At 51.4% G+C, this 17485-nt stretch carries 18 protein-coding genes; 8 read left to right on the top strand and 10 right to left on the bottom strand.

Features of this window, described 5'->3' with window-relative positions; genetic code table 11:
- Positions 1-55: 55 nt before the first annotated feature.
- From lptF to rsmA, 6 genes are read left to right on the top strand one after another with little or no spacing between them, the layout of a single operon-like run.
- Positions 56-1192 carry an LPS export ABC transporter permease LptF gene (gene lptF / locus QQL62_RS02120; RefSeq protein WP_284375719.1) on the top strand — a complete coding sequence of 379 codons (1137 nt, stop codon included), beginning with the start codon at positions 56-58 and terminating at the stop codon, positions 1190-1192.
- Complete coding sequence (gene lptG, locus QQL62_RS02115) at positions 1189-2289, top strand: LPS export ABC transporter permease LptG (RefSeq protein WP_284375717.1); 1101 nt, start codon at positions 1189-1191, stop codon at positions 2287-2289. The genes lptF and lptG overlap by 4 nt, the downstream gene beginning before the upstream one ends.
- A 2-nt stretch (positions 2290-2291) precedes the next feature.
- Entirely contained in the window at positions 2292-4424 is a 2133-nt protein-coding gene (locus tag QQL62_RS02110; protein WP_284375715.1) for an LPS-assembly protein LptD, read from the top strand.
- A 9-nt stretch (positions 4425-4433) separates the two neighbouring features.
- The gene (locus QQL62_RS02105) at positions 4434-5345 is read left to right on the top strand and encodes a SurA N-terminal domain-containing protein (protein WP_284375713.1); all 912 of its coding nucleotides are present in this window, start codon (positions 4434-4436) and stop codon (positions 5343-5345) included.
- Entirely contained in the window at positions 5342-6331 is a 990-nt protein-coding gene (gene pdxA / locus QQL62_RS02100; protein ID WP_284375711.1) for a 4-hydroxythreonine-4-phosphate dehydrogenase PdxA, read from the top strand. Before QQL62_RS02105 ends, pdxA begins: the two co-directional genes overlap by 4 nt.
- Positions 6318-7154, top strand: coding sequence for a 16S rRNA (adenine(1518)-N(6)/adenine(1519)-N(6))-dimethyltransferase RsmA (gene rsmA / locus QQL62_RS02095; RefSeq protein ID WP_284375709.1), 837 nt, complete (start codon positions 6318-6320; stop codon positions 7152-7154). Before pdxA ends, rsmA begins: the two co-directional genes overlap by 14 nt.
- Here the strand turns inward: rsmA and QQL62_RS02090 are convergent, their stop codons facing one another.
- The 9 genes from QQL62_RS02090 to QQL62_RS02045 form a co-directional block, all read right to left on the bottom strand.
- Complete coding sequence (locus tag QQL62_RS02090) at positions 7155-7739, bottom strand: DUF4167 domain-containing protein (RefSeq protein ID WP_284375707.1); 585 nt, start codon at positions 7737-7739, stop codon at positions 7155-7157.
- 172 nt (positions 7740-7911) lie between these two features.
- Positions 7912-8730: a peptide chain release factor N(5)-glutamine methyltransferase gene (prmC, locus tag QQL62_RS02085; protein ID WP_284375704.1), complete on the bottom strand. Its 819-nt coding sequence runs from the start codon at positions 8728-8730 to the stop codon at positions 7912-7914.
- The gene (gene prfA / locus QQL62_RS02080; protein WP_284375702.1) at positions 8727-9782 is read right to left on the bottom strand and encodes a peptide chain release factor 1; all 1056 of its coding nucleotides are present in this window, start codon (positions 9780-9782) and stop codon (positions 8727-8729) included. The genes prmC and prfA overlap by 4 nt, the downstream gene beginning before the upstream one ends.
- Before the next feature lie 332 nt (positions 9783-10114).
- Entirely contained in the window at positions 10115-10564 is a 450-nt protein-coding gene (locus tag QQL62_RS02070; protein WP_284375700.1) for a DUF1499 domain-containing protein, read from the bottom strand.
- Positions 10557-11678: a flavodoxin-dependent (E)-4-hydroxy-3-methylbut-2-enyl-diphosphate synthase gene (ispG, locus tag QQL62_RS02065; protein WP_284375698.1), complete on the bottom strand. Its 1122-nt coding sequence runs from the start codon at positions 11676-11678 to the stop codon at positions 10557-10559. Before ispG ends, QQL62_RS02070 begins: the two co-directional genes overlap by 8 nt.
- Positions 11679-11745: 67 nt before the next feature.
- Entirely contained in the window at positions 11746-12906 is a 1161-nt protein-coding gene (locus QQL62_RS02060) for a helix-turn-helix domain-containing protein (protein ID WP_284375696.1), read from the bottom strand.
- Between the two features lie 120 nt (positions 12907-13026).
- Entirely contained in the window at positions 13027-14250 is a 1224-nt protein-coding gene (hemA, locus tag QQL62_RS02055; RefSeq protein ID WP_284375693.1) for a 5-aminolevulinate synthase, read from the bottom strand.
- Between the two features lie 95 nt (positions 14251-14345).
- Positions 14346-14870 (bottom strand): MarR family winged helix-turn-helix transcriptional regulator, encoded by a 525-nt coding sequence (locus QQL62_RS02050; RefSeq protein WP_284375691.1) that lies wholly within the window; start codon positions 14868-14870, stop codon positions 14346-14348.
- Positions 14871-14954: 84 nt separating this feature from the next.
- Positions 14955-15227, bottom strand: coding sequence for a succinate dehydrogenase assembly factor 2 (locus QQL62_RS02045; protein WP_284375689.1), 273 nt, complete (start codon positions 15225-15227; stop codon positions 14955-14957).
- Between the two features lie 103 nt (positions 15228-15330).
- Here QQL62_RS02045 and QQL62_RS02040 point away from each other — a divergent pair, with 103 nt between their 5' ends.
- A complete protein-coding gene (locus QQL62_RS02040; RefSeq protein WP_284375687.1) occupies positions 15331-16533 on the top strand; it encodes a pyridoxal phosphate-dependent aminotransferase in 1203 nt (400 codons plus the stop codon).
- A gap of 36 nt (positions 16534-16569) precedes the next feature.
- Entirely contained in the window at positions 16570-16968 is a 399-nt protein-coding gene (locus tag QQL62_RS02035; protein WP_284375686.1) for a hypothetical protein, read from the top strand.
- Here the strand turns inward: QQL62_RS02035 and QQL62_RS02030 are convergent, their stop codons facing one another.
- Positions 16969-17430: an Lrp/AsnC family transcriptional regulator gene (locus QQL62_RS02030; RefSeq protein WP_284375684.1), complete on the bottom strand. Its 462-nt coding sequence runs from the start codon at positions 17428-17430 to the stop codon at positions 16969-16971.
- Positions 17431-17485: the final 55 nt, after the last annotated feature.

The raw sequence follows: 17485 nt of genomic DNA, 5'->3' as shown, positions 1-17485 counted from the left end.
ATTGAAATAGATTAGCCATAGCCCATACAGGGGCGCATATTTGCAGGGATTAGAATTGAAAAAACTAGATAGATATATCTTGGGCCAGTTGTTGGGGCCATTTTTCTTCTTTTGCCTCGTGTTTGCAGGTATTTTATGGCTGAATCAGGCCTTGGCGATTGTTGATATTGTGATCGATAACGGCCAACCAGCCAGTGTATTTGTTAAACTTAGCCTGCTGTTATTTCCCAAGGTTATGGAATCAACGATACCCATCGCCGGTTTTGCGGCCTCTATTTTTGTCACCAACAAGTTATTTGGAGAATCGGAATTGGTTGTGATGATGAGTGCGGGGCGATCCAACCATCAGTTGACCAAACCGTTTTTCACCTTTGGGATGATCTGTTTGGTGTTGATGCTGGTGATGGTACATTTTGTGAACCCATGGGCCAAGACCGAGCAATTGGATCGGCGCGATGAAATTCGCCGTCAATTCATCACCCAAATCATCCAACCCGGTGAATTTATATCCGACCAAGATCGCTATACGTTTTTCTTTGGCGAAAAATTCCCCAATGGGCTGGTGCGCGATGTGCTGATAGAGGAGCGCATCTCTGACACAGAAACCGTGACCCATATTGCCAAGCAAGGCCAAGTGGTGAACGAGGATGGCCAGATCACGCTGGTGCTGTTTGAGGGTTCTATTCAGCGCCTGCAACGTGGCAATAATAATCTCAGCCTAGTGCAGTTTGATTCATTGGCCTTTGACCTATCGTCTTTGGGTGGGGATATCCCTGCGCGCGAAAGCCAAATCAGCGAGCTGTCTACCCCTGCTTTGCTGGCGCATATTTCGGGCATGGAGGCAGACCTGCCCGCCCTCATCCGCGCCCAGACATTGCTGCACGAGCGTATCTCGATTACATTGCTGGTTCTATTGGCGCCAGCCTTGGGCATGGCCACCCTGTTGCTGGGGGGGTTCAGTCGATCTGGGTTCCTACCGCGCATTGGCTTGGGGGTATTGTTGATGGCAGGGATCAATTCATTGCGCGGGGCGGCGGAATCCTGGGGCAGCGTTGATATTCACAGCTGGCCAATGATCTATGTGCCAATCATCGTAACTATCGGTCTGATATTGCTTTTAATCTGGTTAGGAACCAAGGATCTAAAAACCTTGTTTCGCCTGAGAAAAGATGTATTTGGAGCGGCGACATGACATTAGCGCTGTACTTCTGCAAAAGATTTTTAGTGAATTTTATCAGAGTGTTACTGGCGATAGCATTGATTGTTTTCCTAATCGATTTCCTAGAAAATATTTCCAGCACCAGCAAAACCAACGCCCCGTTTCAAAATGCGCTTTCCCTAACCATATTGCGCGCACCTACCTTTCTATCCACTGCAATGCCGCTGATTGTTATGTTGTCCAGTTTGGCATTTTGTATTGGTTTGGCGCGCTCTAGTGAATTTGTGATCTCGCGCGCGGCGGGTTTGTCGGCCCTGCGGAGTTTGATACCACCGATGTTTTGTGCCATGGGCCTTGGCATCCTATCTGTGATGTTCTACGAGCCCCTAGCGGGCCAAATGTATAACTCTTATGATACCAAGCGTGCCCAAATTCGAGGCGCCGCCGCCGCCCCGGTTTCCCTACATGACAGCGGGTTCTGGATGCGGCAATCCAGCCCCAACGGGCATCATGTAATTCAGGCACAGACCGCCACCAAAAACGGGCGAGTTCTCAAGGGGATCACCCTTTATGAATATGATGAGAATGGTATTATTGTTAGCAGAATGGTCGCCGAGACCGGCTATTTGAATACTGGCGAGTGGGTTTTTGTGAACACACAACGCTGGCGTGACGCGTTATTGGTTAATGCGCCAGAACAGGCGAAATCCTCGGCGAGGTTCTATAGGCTAAAGACAGATATCACACCGCAGCAGCTGTTGGATGGTTATCCCAAGCCAGAGACCCTTTCGCCGATCGATATGCCGCGCCAAATCGCGGCGTTGGAAACTGCTGGGTTTTCTTCGCTAAAATATCGCGCACAGCAGATAAATCAGATCGCGCGCCCCCTGCTGTTTGCGGTGATGATGATCATTGGGGCGGTTTTCACACTTAAAACCTCTCGACAGGGTGGATTGGGGATTGCGGTTCTGTCATCGTTGATATTCGGGTTTTCCCTACATTTTCTCCATAATTTTGCAAGTACACTAGGCAGTTCTGGTGAAATCCCATTGTGGGTGGCCGCTTGGGCGCCTATCCTATCGGCGGCGCTTGTGGCGCTTAGTTTGTTTTTACATTACGAGGACGGTTGAATATGGCACGTATTTTTATCGTTGTTTCCATATTCATCGGCTGTTTTACTGGGGCAGTCTCGGCCCAAGAGCGCACGCCAGTCGCCTCTTTGATTGCAGATACCATTCGTTTTGATGGGGCCAGTACGAGGCTTGTTGCGCGGGGCAATGTAGAGGTTTTCTATGACCGATTGGTTTTACAAACCGAGGAAATAATCTACGATCAGCGCGCAAATCGCATCCTTGTTCCCGGTGAATTTACCCTGCGCGAGGGGGATGATTTTGTCGTGCACGCGGCGGGCGCGGAGCTGGATTCAAAGTTGCAGGCTGGGTTGATCAGTACCGCCCGCGTCGTCATCAGCCAGCAATTGCAGATCGCGGCCCAAGAGGTGCACCGCGCCGATCCGCAATTTACCACCCTAAACAGGGTCGTGGCCTCTACCTGTCATGTCTGTGACAAAGGCGATGTGCCATTTTGGCAAATTCGTGCAGCGCGGGTAATACATGACACAGATGGCCAGCGCTTGTATTTCGAGAAGGCGCGGCTGGATTTTCTGGGCGTGCCCATTTTCTACACCCCACGCCTCAGCATACCCGAGCCGGGCGTTGCACGTGCCAGCGGTTTTTTGGTGCCGCGCTTTACCTCTGGGACCACGATTGGGGCCTCGGTCAAAATCCCCTATTATTGGGCCATTTCCCCCCATAGTGATGCCACCATAACCCCCTTTGTCACCAGCAAGGGTAGCGCCATTATCGAAGGCGAATACAGGCGTCGGGTGCAAAACGGCGCTTACGAAATGCGCGGTGCGCTGGCATTGCGCGATCGCCTAAGCCAAGAGGACTACAACGGCTATTTCCAATCCGAAGGCCGTTTTGATCTGCGCAATGACTACCAGCTTGATTTTGCAATATCTCTAAGCTCTGAGTTTGATACTTTGAATGAGGATGGTTTTTTAGATAATTATGGTTATAGCAACGATGATCGTCTGACCAATTTCATCCAGATTACCAAGACAACCCGCACCGGTTTCTTTTATGTTGGCAGCTCATTCACCCAGTCCCTGCGGGCCGTTGAAATCGATACCGATATCCCCGTGGTTTTGCCCGAGATCCACTACACTCAGAGCTATGTCGACCCGATATTTAATGGCAAGGCAAACCTAACCCTGCATTCGGTCAGCCTGTTGCGCAACTTGGAAAACAGCTATACCCGCATTGGGGCACGTGGCGATTGGCGCAAAGAGTGGCATACAGGTCAGGGATTGGTACTGGGTGCCGCAGGCCAGCTGAATGCCAATCTGTATTACGGTGATGGCAGTTCCGATTTCTCGGCCCTGCCGATCCTGCGCGCAGAGATCCGCTACCCGTTAAAGAAAGCCACAAAAAACGCCACCCATGTGATCGAACCCATCGCCCAGCTGATCTGGGCACCCGATGATCCATGGGGCAGCGCTAACCAAGACCGCAGCACCAGCGACAGCACCACCGCAGAATTTGAAGAAACCAACCTGTTTTCCATCAATCGTTTTCCTGGGTTTGATGAATCCGAGGCCGGGGTACGCGCCAATATCGGCATGCGGTATCTACGCTATGCGCCCTCGGGCTGGGAAATGAACGTAACGCTGGGCCGGGTAATTCGCGCCAAGAATTTGAACCAATTTGATACCTCCACCTCTACTGGTCTAGATGCGACTAACTCGGATTTTGTGGGGGCGCTTAGCTTCTCATATTCGGATCAATTTCAATTTTTAACACGCATGTTGGCGGACGATGATTTTAATGTGTCCAAGAATGAAACATCGATTGTGTTTGATGGTGACAGGTTCGATTTTGCCGCATCCTATGTATGGCTTGATCAATACACCGTCCTAGGACAACCAAATCGCCAACACGAGGCCAGCCTATCGGCCGCCTATATGGCCAGTGACAATTGGCAATGGACAGCGGATTGGCGCCATAATCTAGGCACTGGGACGCCGATCGAGGGTGATTTAGGCTTGGTTTACCAAAATGAATGCGCCGAGGTGCGTTTTTCGCTCTCGCTTCAATACGATGCCGATGGTAACATAGAGCGTGATTATGGGCTCCAAATTGCCTTTTCTGGCTTGGGTTCACGAAACAAAAATACCAAATCTGCCCACCGTTGTGGGGTCTAACGAGAAGACATGATGAAAAAACTTAAATTGCTCTGTGTTGTTGCCCTGTGCAACCTGACCTTCGGTGCGCCCAGCCTTGCGCAAAGTGGGAATGTGTTTTCCTCGGCCGCGGTTGTCAATGATGCTGTTGTAACCAATTTCGAGCTATTTCAGCGGGTGAGCATGCTTCAGGTATTCGGGGCACGTGCGGATTTGCGAAATTTGGCCATGGGACAATTGGTTGACGAACGTTTGTATTTGCAGGCTGGCGAACAAATGGGCGTCACCGTATCCGAGGGCGAGGTTCTTGATGGCATGAATGAATTTGCCGCCCGTGCCGATCTTACATCGGATCAATTAATTGAAATTCTGGGCCAACGCGGTGTGGTACGTGAAACGTTTTATGATTTCGTGCATGCTGGATTGGTATGGCGCACTGTTGTGCGTACGCGCTTTGCTCGCCAAGCGCAAATTACGGAGAACGACGTTGATGTGGCCTTGCTGCGCTCTCCTGGTCAAGGTGGGCGCCAACCAAATGAAATTCTTGGTTATGCGACCCTTGCCCTGCCCGCATCCGAGGGTGATGTGAAAACCCGTGCCGCCAAGGCCCGTGTTCTACGTACCGAAATCGATACCTGCCTAGATTTGCGCGCTGCGCGAAACAATTTTGAAGGGTCAGAATTTGGCGAGGGTGGCGGTAGGCTAGCAGATATTCCAGATGCATTGCGCGGGCCCTTGAATGCGCTGGATCCGCGCGAAACCACCACGATAACGGGTGCGGATGGGCGGACAACCGTATTGATGCTTTGTTCGCGCTCCAGAGAATTACCAGAGGGCGACCGCAGTAACATCACGGAAATCCTTGTGAACCAAAAAATCGCAGGTCTAGCCAATGGGTATTTGCAAGAGCTGAAAGGCGACGCCTTTATTGATATAAAATGATGCCGCCCATCGCATTAACCTGTGGCGATCCCAATGGCGTTGGGATTGATATTTCACTAATGGCCGCACAGCGCCTTGTGGACACGCCTTTCTTCTTGATTGCGGACAAGCAACATGTGGAATCCAGAGATCACAACGGCATTCATCACCTAATCGAACGCCCCGCAGATGTTCTTAGCTTGCCCCAAGGCAGGTTGGGTGTTTTACACCACCAATTTAGCGCGCGCCCTACCCTGACCGGCGAGCAAGGCGAAAACGCCCGCGATATTATTGCCGTGATCGAACGGGGTGTTCATTTGGTAAAGTCCGGCGCGGCATCGGCACTTTGTACCAATCCCATTCATAAAAAGGTTTTGGTGGAAGGCGCTGGCTTCGCCTATCCCGGGCATACCGAATTTTTGGCGGCATTGGCCGGTATCAAGCGCTCGGTTATGATGTTGGCTTGTGACGAACTCCGCGTCGTCCCAGTGACCATTCATATAGCCCTAAGCGATGTACAGGATCATTTAACGCCAGAGTTATTGCTGGAAACCATTGAAATTACACACAAATCATTGATTGAAGATCATGGCATTCCAAACCCCAGGATAGCTGTGGCCGGCCTAAATCCTCATGCGGGCGAAGGTGGGACATTTGGGCGTAGCGAAATCGATATGATGCAACCGCTGATCCACAAGTTGCGCGCGCAAGGCATGGATATCAGCGACCCCATCTCCGCCGACACCATGTTTCATGCAGAGGCGCGCGCACGGTATGATGTGGCCATTTGCATGTACCACGATCAGGCTTTGATCCCGATAAAAACATTGGACTTCCATGGCGGCGTAAATGTGACCCTTGGGTTGCCGTTTATCCGCACCAGCCCTGATCACGGCACGGCATTTGCGCTGGCTGGCGGGCCAGATGCCAATCCCAGTAGCCTGATTGCCGCCCTTAAATATGCCCATAAACTGGCGCAGAACCGGAAAACAAATGTCGATACATGATCTGCCGCCCCTGCGCGAAGTAATCAATGCCCATGGTCTAAGTGCGAAAAAATCATTGGGGCAGAACTTTCTGCTTGATCTGAATCTAACCAGCAAGATCGCGCGCCAAGCCGGGGATTTGTCACAGTGTGATGTGTTAGAGATTGGCCCAGGGCCTGGCGGGCTAACCCGAGGACTATTGGCCGAAGGTGCGCGCCATGTGTTGGCAGTAGAGCGCGACGAGCGCCTGCGCCCAGCCCTACAAGAGGTGACCGATGCATCGGATGGGCGCTTAACAGTGCTCTATGGTGATGCCTTGCAGGTGGATGTTTCGGCGCATCTGTCGGCCCCTGTTAAGGTGGTGGCAAACCTGCCCTATAATGTGGGAACAGAGCTGTTGGTGCGCTGGTTAACACCTGCACAGTGGCCCCCGATCTGGGATAGCCTGACCCTGATGTTTCAAAAAGAAGTCGCACAACGGATCGTTGCTCAGCCTGGATCAAAGGCCTATGGCCGCCTGTCTATTCTGGCGCAATTTCGCTGTGATGCGCGTATTGCCATGGAAATCCCACCTCAGGCCTTTACCCCACCGCCCAAGGTGAATTCGGCGGTGGTGCATATCAAACGCCTAGAGAAACCGCGCTTTGATGTGGATGCGAAATTGCTTGAACGCGTTGTAGCGCGGGCCTTTAATCAACGCCGCAAAATGTTGCGTGCAAGCCTAAAGGGGCTGGCACCTGATGTAGAGGATCGGATTATTGCGGCGGGAATTGCCCCCACCGAGCGCGCTGAACGGCTGAGCCTAGAGCAATTTTGCTCCCTTGCTCAGCAGTTTTCTGGATAATTATTCAGGGGCCTCGGCCTTGATCGGTGCCTCTTGGGGTTCACTACCAGTGCTCAGCGCCAATGCCGGCTGTTCCTGATCTGGTTGCGCCTTGGTGGCCGCGGGTTTGCGGGCTGGACGGCGGGTATTTTTCTTTTTTGTGGGGGCGGATTCTGGTGTAGAGACCAAATCGCTGTCTTGGCTTTCACCTGGGAAGACCTCTTGGTCGGGTGCGGCGGCTATTACGGGCTGATCCGATCCTTCGGCCACGCTGGCCTTTGGTTGAGCGTTCTGCTGCGTGTTTTGGTTTTGCGCCTGCTGGGCCTGTTGTGCCTCTTTACGGGCGGCAATTTCACGCTGAGAGTCGCTTAGCAGGCGGGAATAATGTTCAGCATGCTGTAGGAAATTCTCGTGCGCGACACGGTCGCCTGCCAATTGTGCATCGCGGGCCAGCGCTTGATATTTATCGATGATCTGCTGAGGAGTTCCGCGAACTTTTCCCTCGGGGCCAGAAGAATCAAACACGCGGTTCATCACGTTTCCGGTATTATGGCGACGGTTATTATTATTTTTGTTGCGTGAACGCGATTTGTTTGAAGATCTCATAATGATCTGATTACCTTATGGTGGAAATGGACGCCTTTTGCGTATGGCCAAGCGAATTGAGGTTGGCAGTCTATCGAACACTGTTCGACAAAGACCCTGTATTTATACAAGGGCAGAATAATTAAACAACCCTAAACATCGGTATTATTGTGTAAAACTGCGCAAATCAGGCCTAAATAACGCCGATAACCACGCGATCCTTGCGGTTTAAATCTTGTATAATTTGGATGTCTGCAAAACCCGCAAGCGACATCATCTGGGCAACTGCTGCCCCCTGCTGGTGGCCTATCTCAACGGCCAAATGCCCTGACGATTGCAGGTATGCCCCTGCTTGGGCACAGATAATACGGTATGCATCCAGCCCATCGCCCTCTGGTGTTAGGGCAATGCGCGGCTCCCAGTCGCGCACATCCGCGTCTAGGTGCTGCATTTCTTGGGCGGTGATATAGGGCGGGTTACTAACGATCAGATCAAACTGATCTGACAGCGGCGCGAACCAATCCCCCTCAACCAGCTCTATACGATCGGTAACGCCTAGGTTCGTGGCATTCTGTTTTGCGACCTTTAGGGCGGCGGTGCTGATATCAACACCAACCCCTGTCGCATTTTGCCATTCATCCAGCAGGCTGAGCACGATGCACCCAGAACCGGTTCCCAAATCCAAGATACGGTTTTTAGGCGCCAGCCCAAGGGCCTGTTCGACCAGCGTTTCTGTATCGGGGCGCGGGTCTAACACATCTGGGGTTACAATAAACCGATGTTTCCAAAAATCGCGGTGGCCGATGATCTGGGACACCGGCTGATGCAGCATCCGCGCCTGTAGGAACCTGTTGAATTTTGCCATTTGGTCGGTAGAAACCACTTGGTCGGGATATAGGCGTAGGCGGTCACGCGCGATCCCCAATGCCTCTGCCAAAAGGATCTCGGCATCAATGGCATCGCCAAGCTGCTCTGCCCCGTGCGAAAGCACCGCAGATATCAGCAGGCTCATGGGTTTAGTTCGGCCAGCTTGGTTGCCTGATCATCGGCAATGAGCGCATCGATCAGTTCGTCCAGATCCCCCTGCATCACCTGATCCAGCTTATAAAGCGTAAGGTTAATGCGGTGATCGGACACCCTGCCTTGCGGGAAATTATAGGTGCGAATGCGTTCAGAACGATCCCCCGATCCCACCTGATCCTTACGTGTGGCGGCGCGCTCATCCGCGGCCTGTTGGCGTTGCATATCATAGAGGCGCGTACGCAAGACGTTCATGGCGATTTCACGGTTGCGGTGCTGTGATTTTTCCGAGCTGGTAACAATTAGCCCTGTGGGCAGGTGGGTAATGCGCACGGCAGAATCGGTTTTATTCACGTGCTGCCCCCCCGCACCAGAGGCGCGGTAGGTATCCAGACGGATATCTGTGGCTGGGATATCGATATCTACGTTTTCTGCCTCGGGCATAATTGCTACGGTCGCAGCAGAGGTATGCACGCGCCCGCCGCTTTCTGTTTCTGGTACGCGTTGCACACGGTGAACACCGCTTTCAAATTTCATCCGCGCAAAAACGCCATCGCCTTTGACGTTGGCAATCACCTCTTTATATCCGCCCAGCTCTGTCTCGCTGCCCTCTACGATCTCAAACTTCCACCCGTTGGATTCGCAAAACCGCTGGTACATGCGCAATAAATCCCCCGCAAACAGCGCCGCCTCGTCGCCACCTGTACCGGCGCGGATTTCAACAATCGCGGGCTTGTCATCGGCCTCGTCCTTGGGCAATAGCGACAGCTGAAGCTCGCGTTCGGCATTTGGCAGGGCCGATTTCAGCGCGGGCAGTTCCTCTTCTGCCAAGGCTTTCATCTCGGGGTCACTCAGCATCTCTTCGGCCTCGGCGATATCAGAGATCAGCAAACGGTAGGCCTGAATTTGGTCAACAACCGGTTTCAGCGTGGAATACTCTTTGGACATTTCGGCGATTTCATCCATGGCAGAGCCATCGGCCATTTTGGCCTCTAGGAATGCGAAACGAGCGAGAATTTGTTCTAGTTTATCTGTAGGTACCATACCCCTGTCTTCACTGTTGTTTTGGGTAGGGTCAAGGGCAGAGGTGCATTTTTCATCTTTTTATGTTATGGTGGAGCATGAACCGAATTATGATCTCTGTCTTGGGGGTGTTACTCTTGGGTTCCCCTAGCCTATCTGAGGGCGCTGATGTGCAGTGGCCCGATTGCTATTGCACGGATAAAACGGGCCAGCGGCTGGAATTGGGACAGGTGATTTGCCTACAGGTTGGGGGGCGCGAGTTTTTGGCCCGCTGTGAGATGTCGCAAAACAATCCCATGTGGAGAGAGCTAAGCGGATCTTGCCTGTCATCTGATTTGCGCCCTATTCCGACACTACCTCAAAGCCGCCAAAACAGCCTGCACGCGGGTTTTATTCACCCCGAAATCACTACTCCCAAACCGTGAGCGCGAGAAAATTTTAACGGTAACTTTGCCTGCAACGTCTGTGCGCAGGGCCATAGATACGTAATCCGGATACCCCATCAATAATGTGCGTATCCGGTAGGTAACGGGCCCCTGCGCAAGGTCTTGGTTGGGCGAGATGATCGTAGTACGCGCAAGGTTTTGCATATGTGCCGCCAGTTTTTGCGCCATAACAGGCAGGGGCAGTTCAAATTGTCCCTCGGCATCGGTGGAAATATACCCATTGGGCGTCTTGGGTAAAACCGCCTGAAACGGATCCGAGATATAATCTTGACTATTTTGCGATGCCAAACGGATCGCCGCCTGTGATCCCACCACCAGAGCCGCCAAAAACAGCGCCCCATAGGCCAGCTTAAGCATCGGATTTCGCACCCTCTTCTATTTCTCCAGCACGTTTTTCGACCAATTCGACTATGTGATCCAGCATCTTATCGTTGTCTATTTTGTGATCTTGTTTACCAGCCCAATAGATCATTCCAGACCCCGCACCCCCGCCAGTAAATCCTACATCCGTCATCAGGGCTTCGCCCGGCCCATTTACCACACAGCCGATGATAGAGAGGCTCATTGGGGTTTTTATATGCTCTAGGCGGTCTTCTAGCTTTGCTACCGTTTCGATCACATCAAAACCTTGGCGAGCACAGGACGGGCAGGAAATAATATTCACACCACGGTGGCGCAGGCCCAGTGATTTAAGGATCTCGAACCCGACCTTCACCTCTTCTACCGGATCAGCAGATAGCGAGACGCGGATCGTATCACCAATGCCCGACCACAATAGATTGCCCAATCCAATCGCAGATTTTATGGTGCCGCTGGTCAGCCCCCCTGCTTCGGTGATGCCTAGATGAATTGGCGCATCGGTGGCCTCGGCCAGTCCTTGATAGGCGGCGGCGGCTAGGAAAACATCGGATGCTTTTACCGAGATTTTAAATTCGTGAAAATCATTGTCCTGTAGGATGCGGATATGATCTAGCCCGCTTTCGATCATGGCCTTTGGGCAGGGTTCCGCATATTTTTCCAGAAGGTGTTTTTCCAGTGATCCGGCATTAACCCCGATTCTGATGGAACAACCATGATCATTTGCGGCCCTAATCACCTCGCGCACGCGCTCTGGAGATCCGATGTTGCCAGGGTTAATACGCAAACATGCCGCACCCGCCTCGGCGGCCTCGATGGCGCGCTTGTAGTGGAAATGGATGTCGGCCACGATGGGCACGGGGCTTTCGCGACAGATCTCTTTCATGGCCAACGTGCTGTCCACATCAGGACAGCTGACCCGTACGATATCGGCCCCTGCCTCGGCACAGGCCAAAACCTGCTTTATCGTCGCACTAGCATCATGGGTTAGCGTATTGGTCATGGTTTGCACGGAAATTGGTGCATCTCCGCCAACAGGCACCGAGCCTACATGTATTTTACGTGATTTTCGCCGCTCGATTGTGCGCCAGGGGCGGATGGAGGTCAGGCTCATGGGGAAACTCCTAAAAACTTGTTTGTTTTATAGGAAGACCAACATCAATCCGCAATCACAGAAGTTGCTATCGCGCAGCTTCGGCAGTGATTGCTTGGTTTATTGGCGCCTGTAGGGGATTATCCAATGTGGGCGTTGCCTTTTCATAAACCTCGGCAATTGCATCAGGGCTTAGGGCGACCTTGCGTGCCACGCTGGTTCCAGCGCCAACAGGGCCAAAGAGATCATCCCCAACCATCAGATAGACCGCACCGGCATTCCCAGCACGCATCAAGGCGTCCGCGGCATCTGCTGGCACGCGGTAACGCTGACCAGAATCAAGGATTTTTTCGAACAATATTTTGCCATCGGCCTGAAAAACCCTAACCCATGCGGGCTTTAACGCGACTACATCAACAGACAGCGGACCTGTCTCTGTAACCTGTGGGGGTTGGATAACTGCATCGATTTTCTCTACAGAAACATCAGGCGCGCGCGCGGCAAATACGCCGAAACTGGTGGGGTCGATGCCCGAAATTGGCCCATCGCGCGGCGTTAGGCGCGGCACTGTAAGCTCTGTTGGGCGGTATAACTCAGCTAGACGGCGGTCTTTTTCCTCGGCCAATTCGCGTGCCGTCTTCAGATCGTCGATCTGACTCTCGCTATCGTCCGAATTCAAAATCGCGACATGCGGTACAACTGTTGGCACGTCATTCACTGGTGCAAATTGCACGCGCTGAACCTCTTTCAAAACCGTAAGGCTACCCCAACTAAGCCCCCCAATCAAAAGGGTCACCACCGCAAGAGAAACCAATCCAGATAGTGAGAATTCCGCAAACATTCCTGATTTCGCCATGCGGTGTGGGATGCGCGGATTTAATAGCGCCTCATCAATTTGCTTGCGCGAATTGGGCATTTTCTTTGTGGTCGGTGTTTTTCCCGTATCGATTTGAGATTGAATGCCAACAAAGCCACTTTCTTGGCAAAACTGTTCAAAACACTCTTGGGGGTCTAATTCCAGATGAGCAGCATAAGAGCGCACATAACCTGCGATGAAGCTGGGCGAGGCAAATCCCTCTAGATTACAGTCTTCGATAGCGACCAAAACTTCGCGGCGTAGTTTCAGCTCGGATTCGACATCTTCTAATGTTTTTCCCAAGGTCGCGCGTTCGCCGCGCATCTTGTCACCAAGAGACACAGAAAATGCATCATACCCTTGCGGTCCATCGATGTCAGAAACCTGGTCCATGAACGACCCAACCCCAACCTTATCGCCTCTTGGAGATCGATTCGCTGTGCTCGATCTCTCGTTACCACTTGTATTAACACATTTTTATACCTGCGGTCACCCCTTGGTTGTTATAATGGTTTATGCGGAGGTTTTCAGCCGACTAAGTTCGCAATGCGACCAAAGCGCATCCATGGCGGTCAGAAGAGCATCAATCATCTCTTGGCTGTGCACCGGTGATGGCGTAAAACGCAGCCGTTCCGTACCGCGGGGCACCGTGGGAAAATTGATTGGTTGCACATAAATTCCGTAGTCCTTGAGCAAGCGGTCCGAGATCATCTTACATTTCACGGGATCCCCCACATGTACGGGTACGATATGGCTACCTTGATCATCCAGCGGCAACCCCATAGCCTTGAAGCGCAATTTTAACTGTGCTGCGATTTCTTGATGCTGAATGCGCAAAGAATTATCTGATTTCAAATGCTTAACGGATGCTTGGGCTGCGGCGGCAACCGCAGGCGGCAAGGAAGATGTGAAGATGAAACCTGGTGCATAAGAGCGGATGGCATCCACAAAACGCGTAGAGGCCGCGATATAACCCCCGATTACGCCATAGGCCTTGGCAAGTGTCCCGTTAAAAATATCTACCCGATCCAGAATTTGGCGTTGTTCGCAAACACCCCCGCCACGAGGCCCATAGAGACCGACGGCATGCACCTCGTCGACATAGGTGAGCGCCGAGAATTCATCTGCCAAATCGCAGATTTCCTCGATTGGCGCAAAGTCTCCATCCATGGAATAGAGGCTTTCAAAGGCAATAACCTTGGGCGCATTCGCTGGCAGTGTTTCTAGTATCTGACGTAAATGGGCCACATCATTGTGGCGGAAAATATGCTTTTCACAGTTTCCGTGGCGGATACCTTCGATCATCGAGGCGTGATTCAAAGCATCAGACAGGATAATCAGCCCCGGAAACAACTTTGGCAGAGCAGAAAGAGTTGCCTCGTTTGCATTATAGGCAGAGGTAAACAGCAGGGCCGCCTCTTTCTGATGTAAATCGGCCAATTCGGCCTCTAGGGCCTTATGATAAACTGTGTTGCCAGAAATATTACGTGTGCCGCCTGAACCGACGCCAGCCACATCTAGTGTTTCGTGCATAGCTGCGATCACCGCCGGATGTTGACCCATGCCAAGATAGTCGTTTCCACACCAAACCGTGATCTGCTGTTTATCACCGTTTTCATCGATCCAATTGGCGGAGGGGAATCGCCCGTTGATACGGCTAATATCCTGGAATACGCGATAACGCCCCTCTGAATGTAGTGCATCAAGGGCTTTGTCGATCTGGCTGTCGTAATTCATAGCTAGGTCCATCAGTAAGAATGAACGCAGTCTAGCAAATGTTTTAGGAAATATTAAGATGCAAAACGCCGCATCCTCCCCCTAAAAAATTGCGATTAGTAAATGTAGCGAATCTGATCTGTCCAATAGCGCTCGACCTTATGCAATGCGCGATTGATATCATTCAGGGTTTCGTCTTCCAAAACTGATCTCCCAAGCATGCCTTGGGCGTGTCGCTCGAACAGCTCCCCTACGATTTTACTGATTTCCTGACCGCGTTCGGTCAATTTAACCCGCACCGCGCGACGATCAATTTCACAGCGTTTGTGATGCATATAGTCTGATTCAACCAGCTTTTTCAGATTATACGAGACATTTGAACCCTGATAGTAGCCGCGTGATTTCAACTCACCAGCGGTCACCTCGTTATTCCCAATGTTAAACAACAGCAATGCCTGTACAGAATTGATGTCCAACAAACCAAGGCGCTCGAACTCGTCCTTGATTACATCCAGTAACAAGCGGTGCATGCGTTCGACCATCCCAAGTGTATCAAGATAGTTGCTGAGGAAATCGCGGGCGGGTGGTTCGCTGGATTCCACATTTTTCTTTTGGGAATTCAAGGGTGAATGGATGCTCATATAGTGTCTCCGACTTTCTGCTGAGACCTTTGTGAAGCATAAATTCAAATAAGCCGTTAAATTTACAGCGGTTTGTAGAAGATTTTATTTAGTTTCCAGAAAATAGCGTCGAACCCGATCCAGCGCCGAGGCCAACTCGATTGGCGCGGGCTGTTGCTCGCTGATCCACATATATAAATCGTGATCATGTTCGGACATCATGATCTCATGCTCGTCCAGCTCGGCCACGCTAAGCGAGGCCATTTTATGATCTGCAAAGCCCCCCAAAATCAGATCCATCTCTTTGATCCCGCGCCGCCAAGAGCGCAGGCGCAACCGTTTCAGGCGCGTTTCATGTGTTTCGGTCGGATCAGTCATAGGGTCTTTTGTTTTTTTTAACCCCAAAGGTCAACAAGAAAACCGAACTTGTAACACCTGTTCCTGCGCTCTAAGAATGAGGAATTGAAGTGAGGAGTTACAGATGTCTATTCTATCCAAGTCCCTAGAACGTATAAAACCATCGCCAACAATTGCTATTACCACCAAGGCTGGTGAACTACGCGCCGCAGGCGTGGATATTATTGCCCTAAGTGCGGGCGAGCCGGATTTCGACACGCCAAACAACATCAAAGATGCCGCCAAGACAGCACTGGATTTGGGCAAGACAAAATACACTGCCCCCGATGGTATCCCAGAATTAAAGAAGGCTATTTGCGCTAAATTTTTGCGCGACAATGATTTAGAATATACCCCCGATCAGGTGATCGTTTCCACAGGCGGCAAACAGGTTCTCTACAATGCCCTAATGGCCACGCTTAATCCCGGTGACGAGGTGGTGATCCCTGCCCCCTATTGGGTTTCTTATCCTGATATGGTTTTGCTGGGTGGCGGCACGCCAGTTATCGCGCCTGCAAAATTAGAAAATAATTTCAAAATCACCGCCGAGGATCTAGAGGCCGCGATCACCCCTAAAACCAAGTGGTTGATTTTTAACTCTCCGTCAAACCCAACGGGTGCTGGATATAGCTGGGAAGAGTTAAAGGCGCTTACGGATGTTCTGTTGCGCCACCCACATGTCTGGGTGATGTCTGATGATATGTACGAGCACCTTAGCTACGACGGGTTCAAATTCTGTACCCCCGCACAGGTAGAGCCGCGATTGTATGAGCGCTGTCTTACGACCAATGGCCTATCCAAGGCCTATGCGATGACAGGCTGGCGCATTGGCTATGCGGCTGGGCCACGCGACGTGATCAAAGCCATGGGCAAGGTTCAAAGCCAGAGCACATCAAACCCCAATTCTGTGGCGCAATGGGCGGCAGTCGAGGCGCTGAACGGCCCACAGGATTATTTGGAATTCTCGCGCCCAGTGTTTAAGGCGCGCCGCGATCTGGTGTTGGGCATGCTGGCCGAAATTCCAGAGATCACCTGTCCGACACCAGAGGGCGCCTTTTATGTCTACCCATCAATTGCCGGTCTTATTGGCAAGCGCACCCAGAGCGGTGTTGTTATTGAAAATGACGAGATATTCGCCACTGAACTGTTGGCGGATCAGGGGGTTGCGGTGGTTTTTGGCGCCGCATTTGGGCTTTCGCCCAATTTCCGTATCAGCTATGCAACATCCGAAGAACAATTGATAGATGCCTCTACGCGCATCCAAAAATTCTGTGCTAGTTTGGTTTAAATATAACTCAAAATTTCCTTAATTTAGGCGTTGAATATGCAAAAGCCAGAAAATCTGTTTTTTAGAACCAAGGAGAATGGTGCGGCGGTATTTCGAATGGATACGGAAAACCGCCACCGGCGGCTGGATTTCAAGCAGATCGCCACATTGAATTTGCAAAAAGGCGAGATAAAGCCCCAAGGGGACGAGCCGCCAACCGATGCAGAGCGCGAAGAAATCGAGAAATGGATTGTCCAGCGGCGCAAGACCATTGCCGATCGACAGATTGATGATATTTACCGCGCGATTGATCATTTGAACCTGACCACCCAGTGGATGCAATCCAAGGCAACCGACAGCCAAATTGAAATATTGGCCGATGATCTGTTGCTGGCCATGCATGATCTGCGCAGTGTTATCGTGCGTAAGAAATCCGATCTGTTGCAGAAGAAATAGCTAGACTGGCAGGCGCAATGTGGACTTGATCTCTTCCATAGAAAGCAGTGCGGTCATGTTGAATATTTTCACTTCTGAAATCAGTGCCTGATAAAAATCATCATAGGCTTTGGCATTTTTCACCCGTACTTTTAGAATATAGTCGATATCTCCTGCCAAGCGGTGTGCCTCTAACACCTCTTCGCGCTCTAACAGCGCGGTTAGAAACCGATCCTGCCAATCTTTCTCGTGTTCTGAAGTGCGCACCAGCACAAAAAAACAGGCCTCTAGGCCCAGTTTATCTGGATCCAGAATAACTGTTTGGCTTTTGATCAGACCGCTATCACGCAGTTTGCGGATGCGATTCCAAACAGGCGTTTTAGAAGCGCCAACCTTTTTGGCAATTTCATCCAAGGATTGCGAGGCATCCGCTTGCAATTCAGCAAGTATTTTTCGATCTATGGCATCTAGTTGGGTCACCATTCTTTAAATCCATCATTGCTGGGGAATTAATTCCCATCCGATATTATTGTGGGAT

Source organism: Amylibacter marinus, from assembly GCF_030160015.1.
In the GTDB taxonomy this organism is placed as follows: Bacteria; Pseudomonadota; Alphaproteobacteria; order Rhodobacterales; family Rhodobacteraceae; genus Amylibacter; species Amylibacter marinus.
This window is presented reverse-complemented; position numbering and strand designations above follow the sequence as displayed.

Excerpts from the sequence above, each read along its gene's own strand:
- lptG (WP_284375717.1), top strand. The coding sequence starts at position 1,189 with ATGACATTAGCGCTGTACTTCTGCAAAAGATTTTTAGTGAATTTTATC.
- QQL62_RS02110 (WP_284375715.1), top strand. The coding sequence starts at position 2,292 with ATGGCACGTATTTTTATCGTTGTTTCCATATTCATCGGCTGTTTTACT.
- QQL62_RS02105 (WP_284375713.1), top strand. The coding sequence starts at position 4,434 with ATGATGAAAAAACTTAAATTGCTCTGTGTTGTTGCCCTGTGCAACCTG.
- pdxA (WP_284375711.1), top strand. The coding sequence starts at position 5,342 with ATGATGCCGCCCATCGCATTAACCTGTGGCGATCCCAATGGCGTTGGG.
- rsmA (WP_284375709.1), top strand. The coding sequence starts at position 6,318 with ATGTCGATACATGATCTGCCGCCCCTGCGCGAAGTAATCAATGCCCAT.
- QQL62_RS02090 (WP_284375707.1), bottom strand. The coding sequence starts at position 7,739 with ATGAGATCTTCAAACAAATCGCGTTCACGCAACAAAAATAATAATAAC.
- prmC (WP_284375704.1), bottom strand. The coding sequence starts at position 8,730 with ATGAGCCTGCTGATATCTGCGGTGCTTTCGCACGGGGCAGAGCAGCTT.
- prfA (WP_284375702.1), bottom strand. The coding sequence starts at position 9,782 with ATGGTACCTACAGATAAACTAGAACAAATTCTCGCTCGTTTCGCATTC.
- QQL62_RS02070 (WP_284375700.1), bottom strand. The coding sequence starts at position 10,564 with ATGCTTAAGCTGGCCTATGGGGCGCTGTTTTTGGCGGCTCTGGTGGTG.
- ispG (WP_284375698.1), bottom strand. The coding sequence starts at position 11,678 with ATGAGCCTGACCTCCATCCGCCCCTGGCGCACAATCGAGCGGCGAAAA.
- QQL62_RS02060 (WP_284375696.1), bottom strand. The coding sequence starts at position 12,906 with ATGGACCAGGTTTCTGACATCGATGGACCGCAAGGGTATGATGCATTT.
- hemA (WP_284375693.1), bottom strand. The coding sequence starts at position 14,250 with ATGAATTACGACAGCCAGATCGACAAAGCCCTTGATGCACTACATTCA.
- QQL62_RS02050 (WP_284375691.1), bottom strand. The coding sequence starts at position 14,870 with ATGAGCATCCATTCACCCTTGAATTCCCAAAAGAAAAATGTGGAATCC.
- QQL62_RS02045 (WP_284375689.1), bottom strand. The coding sequence starts at position 15,227 with ATGACTGATCCGACCGAAACACATGAAACGCGCCTGAAACGGTTGCGC.
- QQL62_RS02040 (WP_284375687.1), top strand. The coding sequence starts at position 15,331 with ATGTCTATTCTATCCAAGTCCCTAGAACGTATAAAACCATCGCCAACA.
- QQL62_RS02035 (WP_284375686.1), top strand. The coding sequence starts at position 16,570 with ATGCAAAAGCCAGAAAATCTGTTTTTTAGAACCAAGGAGAATGGTGCG.
- QQL62_RS02030 (WP_284375684.1), bottom strand. The coding sequence starts at position 17,430 with ATGGTGACCCAACTAGATGCCATAGATCGAAAAATACTTGCTGAATTG.